7 protein-coding genes are annotated in these 8748 nt (G+C 57.9%); 3 read left to right on the top strand and 4 right to left on the bottom strand.

Going from position 1 to position 8748, the window contains the following annotated elements; all coding sequences use genetic code 11:
- Window positions 1-4: 4 nt before the first annotated feature.
- From ACKTTN_RS02100 to ACKTTN_RS02090, 3 genes are all read left to right on the top strand, one after another.
- The gene (locus ACKTTN_RS02100) at window positions 5-2230 is read left to right on the top strand and encodes an McrB family protein (protein WP_407908217.1); all 2226 of its coding nucleotides are present in this window, start codon (window positions 5-7) and stop codon (window positions 2228-2230) included.
- 68 nt (window positions 2231-2298) lie between these two features.
- Window positions 2299-3354 (top strand): 5-methylcytosine-specific restriction endonuclease system specificity protein McrC, encoded by a 1056-nt coding sequence (gene mcrC / locus ACKTTN_RS02095; protein WP_407908216.1) that lies wholly within the window; start codon window positions 2299-2301, stop codon window positions 3352-3354.
- Between the two features lie 269 nt (window positions 3355-3623).
- Window positions 3624-4952 carry a YagK/YfjJ domain-containing protein gene (locus ACKTTN_RS02090; RefSeq protein WP_407908215.1) on the top strand — a complete coding sequence of 443 codons (1329 nt, stop codon included), beginning with the start codon at window positions 3624-3626 and terminating at the stop codon, window positions 4950-4952.
- Between the two features lie 317 nt (window positions 4953-5269).
- On the opposite strand, the gene ACKTTN_RS02085 is transcribed toward ACKTTN_RS02090, so the two are convergent.
- The 4 genes from ACKTTN_RS02085 to ACKTTN_RS02070 all read right to left on the bottom strand — a co-directional run bounded on the left by ACKTTN_RS02085 (window position 5270) and on the right by ACKTTN_RS02070 (window position 8563).
- Window positions 5270-6760: a DUF3987 domain-containing protein gene (locus tag ACKTTN_RS02085; RefSeq protein ID WP_407908214.1), complete on the bottom strand. Its 1491-nt coding sequence runs from the start codon at window positions 6758-6760 to the stop codon at window positions 5270-5272.
- A gap of 69 nt (window positions 6761-6829) precedes the next feature.
- Entirely contained in the window at window positions 6830-7213 is a 384-nt protein-coding gene (locus ACKTTN_RS02080; protein ID WP_407908213.1) for a hypothetical protein, read from the bottom strand.
- Window positions 7214-7224: 11 nt separating this feature from the next.
- Window positions 7225-7620 carry a helix-turn-helix transcriptional regulator gene (locus ACKTTN_RS02075; RefSeq protein ID WP_407908212.1) on the bottom strand — a complete coding sequence of 132 codons (396 nt, stop codon included), beginning with the start codon at window positions 7618-7620 and terminating at the stop codon, window positions 7225-7227.
- 85 nt (window positions 7621-7705) lie between these two features.
- Window positions 7706-8563, bottom strand: coding sequence for a hypothetical protein (locus ACKTTN_RS02070; protein ID WP_407908211.1), 858 nt, complete (start codon window positions 8561-8563; stop codon window positions 7706-7708).
- Window positions 8564-8748: the final 185 nt, after the last annotated feature.

The raw sequence follows: 8748 nt of genomic DNA, 5'->3' as shown, positions 1-8748 counted from the left end.
CGGAATGAATATACAAACCAGAGAAGGCGCATCAGGTGCAACCTGGTTCGTTGGCGCCTCGTATGGCGGAACGGATGACCAGACTCCGCGATTTCTTTCCGAAGGGATCTGGGAGAACGGTTACGAGGACAAGCATCTCGATTTGGTTCGATCGATGCGCACAGGGGATCGAATTGCCATCAAGTCGTCGTACACCCGCAAGCACGGATTGCCCTTTGAAACCCGCGGACAGGCGGTTTCGGTAATGGCGATCAAGGCGATAGGCACCATCACAGAAAACCTGAATGACGGACAGCGAGTCAAGGTTGACTGGGAAAAAGTAGAACCGGTTCGGGAGTGGTACTTCAACACGCATCGGGGGACGGTCTGGCGCGTCCTGCCGGGTGAGTGGATGACCGACGGCTTGATCGCCTTTGCCTTCGACAACAAACCGCAAGATGTCGAGCGCTTTAGAAACGCTCCTTACTGGCGGGAACGGTTCGGGACGGCGGCGACCGACAAGCAGCGTTTTGGCTGGACAAAGTTCTACGAAGCGATAGCCGACAAGCTGCTCACCTATCGCACTAACAGAGCCGTCCTGGTGGACGGTATCCGGAAGATCTCTTTACGGGTCGAGGGACTGGGGCACCTGGCGGAAGACAAGTATGCGGATGGCGCCACGGGCTTCGTGAAGGACATTTGCCCCTTCACGACGATGGGGTTATTCAATCGTGGCATTAAGGACACCAACCGCAAGATCATCGCGACCGAATTGGCCGATTTCCTTGGCGTCGACGAACCTGTTCCCGAGACGTTCGAAGGCATCCCACTGCTGAACAACTTGAAGTCTTGGTACTTTCCTTTCGAGGTCAATCGCTCCCCGGACCACATCGACTCGCTTTGGGACGTCTTTGCTGCGGGTATCGCCTACGCAGATACGGACGACGACCTTGCGCGCGAGGAGTTCGCCAAGGCGTTCGATAACGCGAACGGACGCCGAGGCGTTGCCTGGAATCTGACCTTCGGTCTCTACTGGATCAGGCCTTGGGCGTTCCTGAGCCTTGATCAAGGCTCTCGGACATACGTGAGCAAGAAGCTCGGCGTGCCGATTGGCCTTCATGGTCCGAAACGACGTTGCAACTCCGCAGATTACCTGGTTGCGATGGACGTGCTCGAGCCGCGCTTCCAGGAAGTCTCTTATCCAGTCCACTCATATCCCGAACTTTCGCTGGAATCATGGCTGTACAAAGCTCCGACGGAAGAGAAGTCTCCGGTGGGTGGAGAAGACGATGTCGACGCGGACGACGATGGCGACGATGCAGCGGCGCTGGAGGATGTTCATGTAGCCGCGCCGATCGTGGCGTACTCGGTCGACCACATTCTCGAGGACGGCTGCTTCCTTGAGCGCAGCGAGATCGATCGACTGCTCGATCGACTTCGCACCAAGAAGAACCTGATCCTTCAGGGGCCACCAGGCACCGGCAAGACCTGGCTTGCAAAGCGCCTAGCCTTTGCGCTGATGGGGCAAAAGGACGAGAGTAAGGTCCGCGCGGTGCAGTTCCACCCCAACCTTTCATATGAGGACTTCGTCAGGGGATGGCGGCCGACCGGCGAAGGCAAGCTATCGCTGGCCGACGGTGTCTTCATGGAAGCTATCAAAGCCGCGTCGAAGGACTCCTCGTCGAAGTTTGTTGTGGTGATTGAGGAGATCAACCGTGGCAACCCGGCACAAATCTTCGGCGAACTCCTGACGCTGTTGGAGGCTGGAAAGCGCACACCCAATGAGGCGCTGGAGCTGTGTTACCCGGATGCGGATGGCACGCGACGCCCGGTGCACATACCGGAGAATCTTTACGTAATCGGCACTATGAATATTGCCGATAGGTCGCTCGCCCTAGTCGATTTGGCGCTGCGCCGTCGCTTTGCATTCGTTGGCCTTGAGCCGAGACTTGGTTCGATTTGGCGAGAGTGGGTGGTGAAGTCGTGTGGAGTTGACGAAGTGCTGGCGGCTGATATCGAACAGCGGCTTGCCGATCTAAATGAGCGCATTTCGTCAGATGCTCGCCTTGGCAAGCAATTCCGAATTGGCCATAGTTACGCGACCCCGGTCCATCGACTAGGAGATGGGGAAACCAAGAAATGGTTCCAGCAGGTGGTGGAGACGGAGATCGGTCCTCTCCTGGACGAATATTGGTTTGATGCGCCCGACGAAGCACAGAAGGCGACGACTCAGCTGATTCAGGGATGGTAATGGAGGCTGTCGCACGGTCAGCGGAGGCAAATCCGGCGGATGCGCCCGGATTTGTCGGACGTATCCCCGTGCGCAACCTTTGGCTCCTGATGCTTTATGCCTCGGATCTGTTCCGCTCACGCGGCATCGGCACGGTCGGTCTGGAAGATAGCCCGGATGATCTTCCGGATCTTGTGGCCGAGATTCTGGCTCATGCGGTGGAAATTCGGCAGCGCCGTCGCCTGAGTTTGGGTTATCGCTCGCGCGACGCTGCGTTGAACCGGGTACGCGGTCGCATAGATGTTCTGACGACTGAACGCCAACAACTGTTGGCTCGCGGCATGGTGGCGTGTCGCTTCGACGAATTCACCATCGACACCCCACGCAACCGTTTTGTGCGGGCAGCACTGGAAGCTATTTCCAGAATCGTGCAAAGACAGAGTGTTGCCCATCGTTGCCGCTCATTGGCAGGCGGGATGAGAGCGCTGGGAGTGTCCGGCGAATCACCGACTCGCGCCCAAATGAGTACAGATCGCTTCGGGCGGCACGATGCGGACGACCGCCTCATGGTGGCCGCTGCAAAGCTCGCATTTGAACTGACGCTTCCGACCGAGGCATCTGGCGTCAATCTGCTTACGGCGCCGGATCGTGAGGAGACCTGGGTTCGCCGCCTGTTCGAACGTGCGATAGGGGGCTTCTACGAAGTTGCGTTGAGACCGCAGGGGTGGCATGTGAAATGCGGCGGAAAGCTGGGTTGGCACATCTCGCACAAGACCGCCGGCATCGACAATATCTTGCCTTCGATGCGGACGGATGTGGTTCTCGATCATCCCCTTACGAGGCGACGAATCGTGATCGATACCAAGTTCACATCCATCGTGATTAGCGGCTGGTATCGGGAGGAAACGCTACGCAGCAGCTATCTGTATCAGATCTATGCCTACCTACGCTCGCAAGTAGGACGCGGCGATGCGCTTGCGGACAGCGCGAGTGGATTGTTGCTGCACCCGTCAATTGGCCAAGCCGTTGACGAAACCGTAGTAATTCAGGGTCACCCCATTCGGTTTGCCACGGTGGACCTCACCGCTACACCGGGGGGAATTCGCACGCAGTTGCTGAATTTGTGTGGCGAGAGCACAAGTTGAGAGCCACGCAAGTCGACTTGAGCGAGCGCTAACTCGACACTCCTGCGCAATGGGGCACATTCGGGGAATCGGGGTATCAGACTCCGCTTATGGGCGCATTTCCCGGCGTTCCGCCGCGTTCGGATTACGGATCTATAGGCTTTCTACTACTACGTAAGCTTTCTACGTAAGCTCGCTGGTCAATGTTTCTAGCAGAGCTCCGATTGGAATTCCGTATTTCTCTACTGCATCGAGGATGCATGTGAGCGAAATAGCGGAGACAACTAGTAATGGGTAATAAATATCAGGAGCGGCAAGTTAGCTTGCCAGCCTCCGGAAACGCGAAGCACAGCGAGTCTCTCTGCACTTCCAAAATCCGCCACATCGTCTTGGCGGAGCAGGCCCGGGAGATGATCGCCGAGACCTGCATCCGGGTGGAGGCTCGTAATGGCCTGGTGCGCGTGCCACACACCAACCAGTACTACGCCACCGACCAGGAATTTGTGTGGTTCACCGGTACGGATGACCGCCTCTTCAAGGACTTCACCGAAGGCGCGATGCTCCGGCTCCATAAGGCGTTGTTGCAGGACGACAGTAGGCCGTGCGCACCTGCGCCGAGAATGCAGCGTGGGGTGCAACCGATGGCTTACAGGCTTACTGTTCTTGGCCGAAAAATAGTCCAGTGCTGTAGTCAGTACCGGCAGGATTGGAGCGTGATGTATGCCAACCACGCCTTCCACCCAGTGACGACCGTGATGCTGCGAGCGATGAAGCGCTACGCATTCTCCGTCAATCAGTCGGCGAGTGAAGGCGCTACCCAAGCAACGGAGCTAGTCCGGCTTCTGGAGCAACTGACGCGCTTCGTTCGCAGGGCTTGTGGGTCTCGTCGTTTCACCAACGAATTGACTGCGCACGAGCGAAAGGCCCAGGACAACTTCGCCAGCGCTCGTGAATTAATTTACCACCTGGCGGCCAGGCACTCGCGCCTGCTGATTCTGCGCGTTGATCTCTACTGGCCGCCGCACTGCGAGGCGGGGAAAGCGCAGAAAGAGATCAACGGCTTCCTGCGTTGGCTGCGAGGCAAGGCGTGCAAGCGCAACCTGCTGCCAGGATATCGGGGGTACGTGATCAAGTGCGAGAACGGCATGGTGCGGGGCATGCACTGGCACTTGATGGTGATCTGCGACGGCAACCTCCAGCGCAATGGCGGTTACCTGACCCATCAGCTGGGCGAGATGTGGGCCCGCCGTACGTGTCAGGGGCCCGGCAGCTACTACAACTGCTGGGCCGACCGCGCGAAGCACGACTACGACGGCCTGGGCGTGGTGGAGCTGGACGATTGGGAAAAGATGGTTGGTCTGCGCAAGGCACTGCACTACCTCGCCAAGCAGGACTGCGTTCTAAAGGTGTCTGGCGATAAAGGCCAGAACTTCCGACGCTCGGAGATTACGAAAGATCGCGGCAATCGGGGTAGACGCCGCAACGCGGACGATAGCCTGCGGCTGCTTAGGCGCATGCTGGGCGGCAAGCGCAGCAAGTATCCGGCGGAGTTCAAGCCACAGCCGCGATCATGTCACCCCTCCGTCCGTGCAGGTGACCTAGTGCTGAGTCAGGTGTGACCAGGCTGAGCATCCGGGAGTGACTCGCGTGGAAGGCGCGTAAAAGCGGGTAAAAAAGTCAACGAAGACGACTGCAGTGCCTGCGTGTGAGTCTTGTTGAACGGCCGCTCGATGGTGATTTTGCCCGGTTTGACTGAAGCCGTGGACCCGCGTCCATTCCAAAACTGCAGGGGAGCTACATCCTGGGCCTGGCTCAGACGGGAAGGCGATGGGGAGTCGGGGCGAGTGGTTGAGGGTATCCGCCACCCTCCCCATCAGACGTGCTAATCGTGCAAATGGTTTGCACGATTAGCACGGTTTAAAGCCATGCTGTCTTGCTAGTCGCGCGTGGGATCGATGAGTCGAATCCTTTCTACAGTCTGGCCCCGGCCTACTTGGATAACTCGGATCTCAATGAGATTTTTGCGCGCCAAGGTGGCAAGCAATGCGTGGATTCTCGCGCCGCGCATGCGCCTCCCTGGGGCGTATTGGGACACAGTGCTGACATAGCGGAAATCGTGCTCTCTCCGGAGCCGTTGTCCCTCGCCAAGCGGTTGGTCCCGAAGCTTCTTGACTAGCCAGTCGTACAGGACCATGGCGTCCACTTCGTCCGGGTCTTGCACGAAGGTAGTTACGTAGTCCGCTGAGGATTCGTCGCACAGTGCGATGGCGCTCATCAAGCATTCCATACCGATTTCAACACCTTCGAATCGCTCGGCAACGTGGAAGCCGGCCGCCATGCGCGCGACGTTGTCCGCTAATTTGGATGCGCAATCGCGTGCTTTCTCATAGCGCCCGCCCTGCCTGCTCTGTTCCTCGACGTAGTTGTGATAGAGCACCCAAATGCGTGCTGCTTCCTTTCCGAAGCGTAGGATCTTGCGGCGGTAGTCCGGCGAGCGCATGGCGTTGCTTCCTTCCAGCAGCAGCTCCTTCAGGTTGCGGTTGAACTCATCCCGGTAGCGGGTGTCGGCCGGACTATGGACGACGTCGGTCTCTAAGAAGCGTCCCCCCTGGGTGCTGCCTGCATCGCAGTAGACCGTGCGGCCGAACAGTCCGGAATCTCTGCCCCCTCGGCCCTTCTTGCTTTCTGTAATGGACTTCAGTTTTTCAGGCTGGAGCATCAAGAACATGGACAGCCGGGGGTTTTCGCACCAATAGCTCGCCACGCTGACGCGTGGATCATCGATCGATTCCGCGCTCCATGTGTCACAAAACAATGTGTCGAGGGGAAGGATGGTGTCCCGCAGATAACTCGCGCAGTCGCCTGAGACGATCGTAGTGCATGGAAAGTCGGTAAGTGCACGCATGAGGGGTGCGTATTTCGGCTCCTTCATGGACACACTCATTTGACAAGGAAGCATGGGCTTGCGCTGATAGTGCTGCGCAATGCGCGCTCGCACAGCTTCTAGGTTTTCCTCGTTTTTGGCAGTAGCACCAAGTTCGGCCACCAGGATCTTGTCCTCGCGCTTCCAGTGGTGGTCCTGTTCCTGGTAGTGGCTCATGGCCTGCTTGAACTGGTGCTTGAGCTCGGTGTTGACCTCATCAAAAGCGCGGAAGAAGTCATATCGGACGTGAGTCTTACGTTCGCCCGGCCCGGCGTTCACCAGTGCGAAGAGATTCGTTCCAACCCTTCCACCGGCGGGTTTGTGTACATCGAATAGCGGCTGGGCGGCGGCGCAGGAGGCCGCGGAAGCTGCGTAATACGGCATCTTGACCGGCACCTTGCGATCGTTGATGCACTCCTGCACAGCAGCTTGGAGCTTGGGGAGTGGGAAATGGCCAGCCTTTGGGAGCTGGTCGAACGGAAAATAGCGCTGGAAGTTGCTCATGTGTTGGTTCTCGTGCAGAAAAATAGCCCTCGGCCCACTGGCCGAGGGCTGTAGGAGATGCGCCACGGGTTAGGCGTGCGATGCCAAGGCGTCTTCAACGGGACTGAGTGCTTGCACCGCTGGGGCATCGGTAGCCGATTCGATAGCCCCGATTCGCAAAGGCTGACTGCATAGCTCGCAACGTGGAGTTCCTTCGGCTGCCTCCATGGCGGCCATCAGCTTTTCCAGCAGCGTGGGGTAAAGCTTCAGTCCACCCTCCGCTAGAAGCTTGAGGATCTGCTTGGTCTTCATGCCTTTGTGCCGCGCAGCAGCGACGGCCGGATAAAAGGTGCTGAACTCCTGCAGTTTCACCTGCAAGGGATCGATGGCCGTTGTCTGCAACAAACGTATGGCTCTTTCAGCGCGCGTCTCCCGGGTGTCTGCGCTTTTGGCAACAGTGCTTTCCGTCTTCATGGCGCGCATCCTCAAGCCTGCGCCTGCGCGCTCGCGCAGGCGTTTAGATAGGCCATCACCGCGGAACGCCACCACACGGAGGGGGAGTTCCTGGAGGTTCCCAGCTTGAACGGCTGCGGTGCGCGCGGGTCATAGGCAGGCGAGCGTCGACTCAATCGCGCATACCAACTGCTTTTTGACAGGCCAATGAGCGCAAGCACGGCAGGCAGGCGGATCGCCTGGTCTAACTCCGGTACGGACTGGAGGACATGGCAGATGGCGTCGAGACGGTCCAGTACCGCAGGTTCGAGTGCAGCTTCCGGCAACTCGGCGCCGGACGTTGACTTGCGCGAGGCTCGCGGAAGGCGGCAGCGCGTGAGGTCGGAACGGACAGCAGAACTAGTGTGGCTTTGGGGTTGATAAGACATTGGACTTCTCCGGTTTGTCGCGACGCACCGTGCGCCGAGGACCGAAGGAGTTTTGAGGAGTCCAATTCTTGAAAATACGGGTCAGCTAGCCATTGCCTTTACGACGAACAATATTTCTGCTAGCCGGCTTCTTCTTGATCTGCCGGGCCAATTTGCGGAACTGGGCCGCGAGGTCGGGGTAAAGAGGATCCTTTCCACGGACCCAGGTGCCCAACGTTGTTGGGAAACGAGTGCTGATAGGGTCTTTCGTCAGCTTCTTCGTGGGCATTCGAGCCTCATAGGAGCTCAACACCCCTGCGTAGGTAGGATCTGCTTCTAAGGTATCGGTGATGCTTTCGAGCAGGACCTCTTCACTATGGATCGACTTTGCAACGGTGTAGTTCTCCATAATGGTCAGGACAACCTTTGCCAACGCATCCCTTTCTTTTTGACCAGACCTGCTCCCATCAGCTGCCTTGGCGTCATGTGTCATCCGTAGCGCGTGGGCAATCCCTATATGGAAGTGGCATTGAATGAGTGCGTGCATGACGCGCAGCTCGTCGCCGTCCTTGTGGGCGTTCATTGCTTCGATCCAGTACGCAATGGCCACTTCCAGTACATGATCGATCGATATCCTGATTTCCGGTTTCAACTCAGAACGCTCTTCTAGTAACTGCTTGAACTGCCTATCGTCAACGACGGAGCGGGAGTCACTGTCGCTGGGCTTTAGAGGCGTCAGGCTTGCAGCCCAAGCCTCTGCCGTCGCGGCGTCCAACTTCTGCAACTGGCCGAAGTTGCGGGTGATGTCATCCTGCTTCCAGCGCGCGTAGGCAGAAGCATTGCCAAGATCGGCCAATTTCACGCACACCCGTTCCCACAGACCGTCGAATGTTTTCTGGCTGCGTTTGCGAACAAGATGTATTCGTTGGATTTGCTGGACAGTGTGCTCGAGGAGCTTCTCCATGCCGGGGAGCCGATCGCTGCTGTCGTACGCGCTGCGGTTATGACGCAGGCCGGACATATACCGGATGCTTACAAGCTTTCGTGATGCGGAACGTATCGCTTGATCGGCGGTCGGCTGGGCAGTGCGACGCTTCAAATCTAAGTCTCCTGGGGACATGCGTTGACCATCTTCTCGCTAGGCTTGTA

Source organism: Lysobacter claricitrinus (assembly GCF_045866565.1).
Lineage (GTDB): Bacteria > Pseudomonadota > Gammaproteobacteria > Xanthomonadales > Xanthomonadaceae > Cognatilysobacter > Cognatilysobacter claricitrinus.
This window is presented reverse-complemented; position numbering and strand designations above follow the sequence as displayed.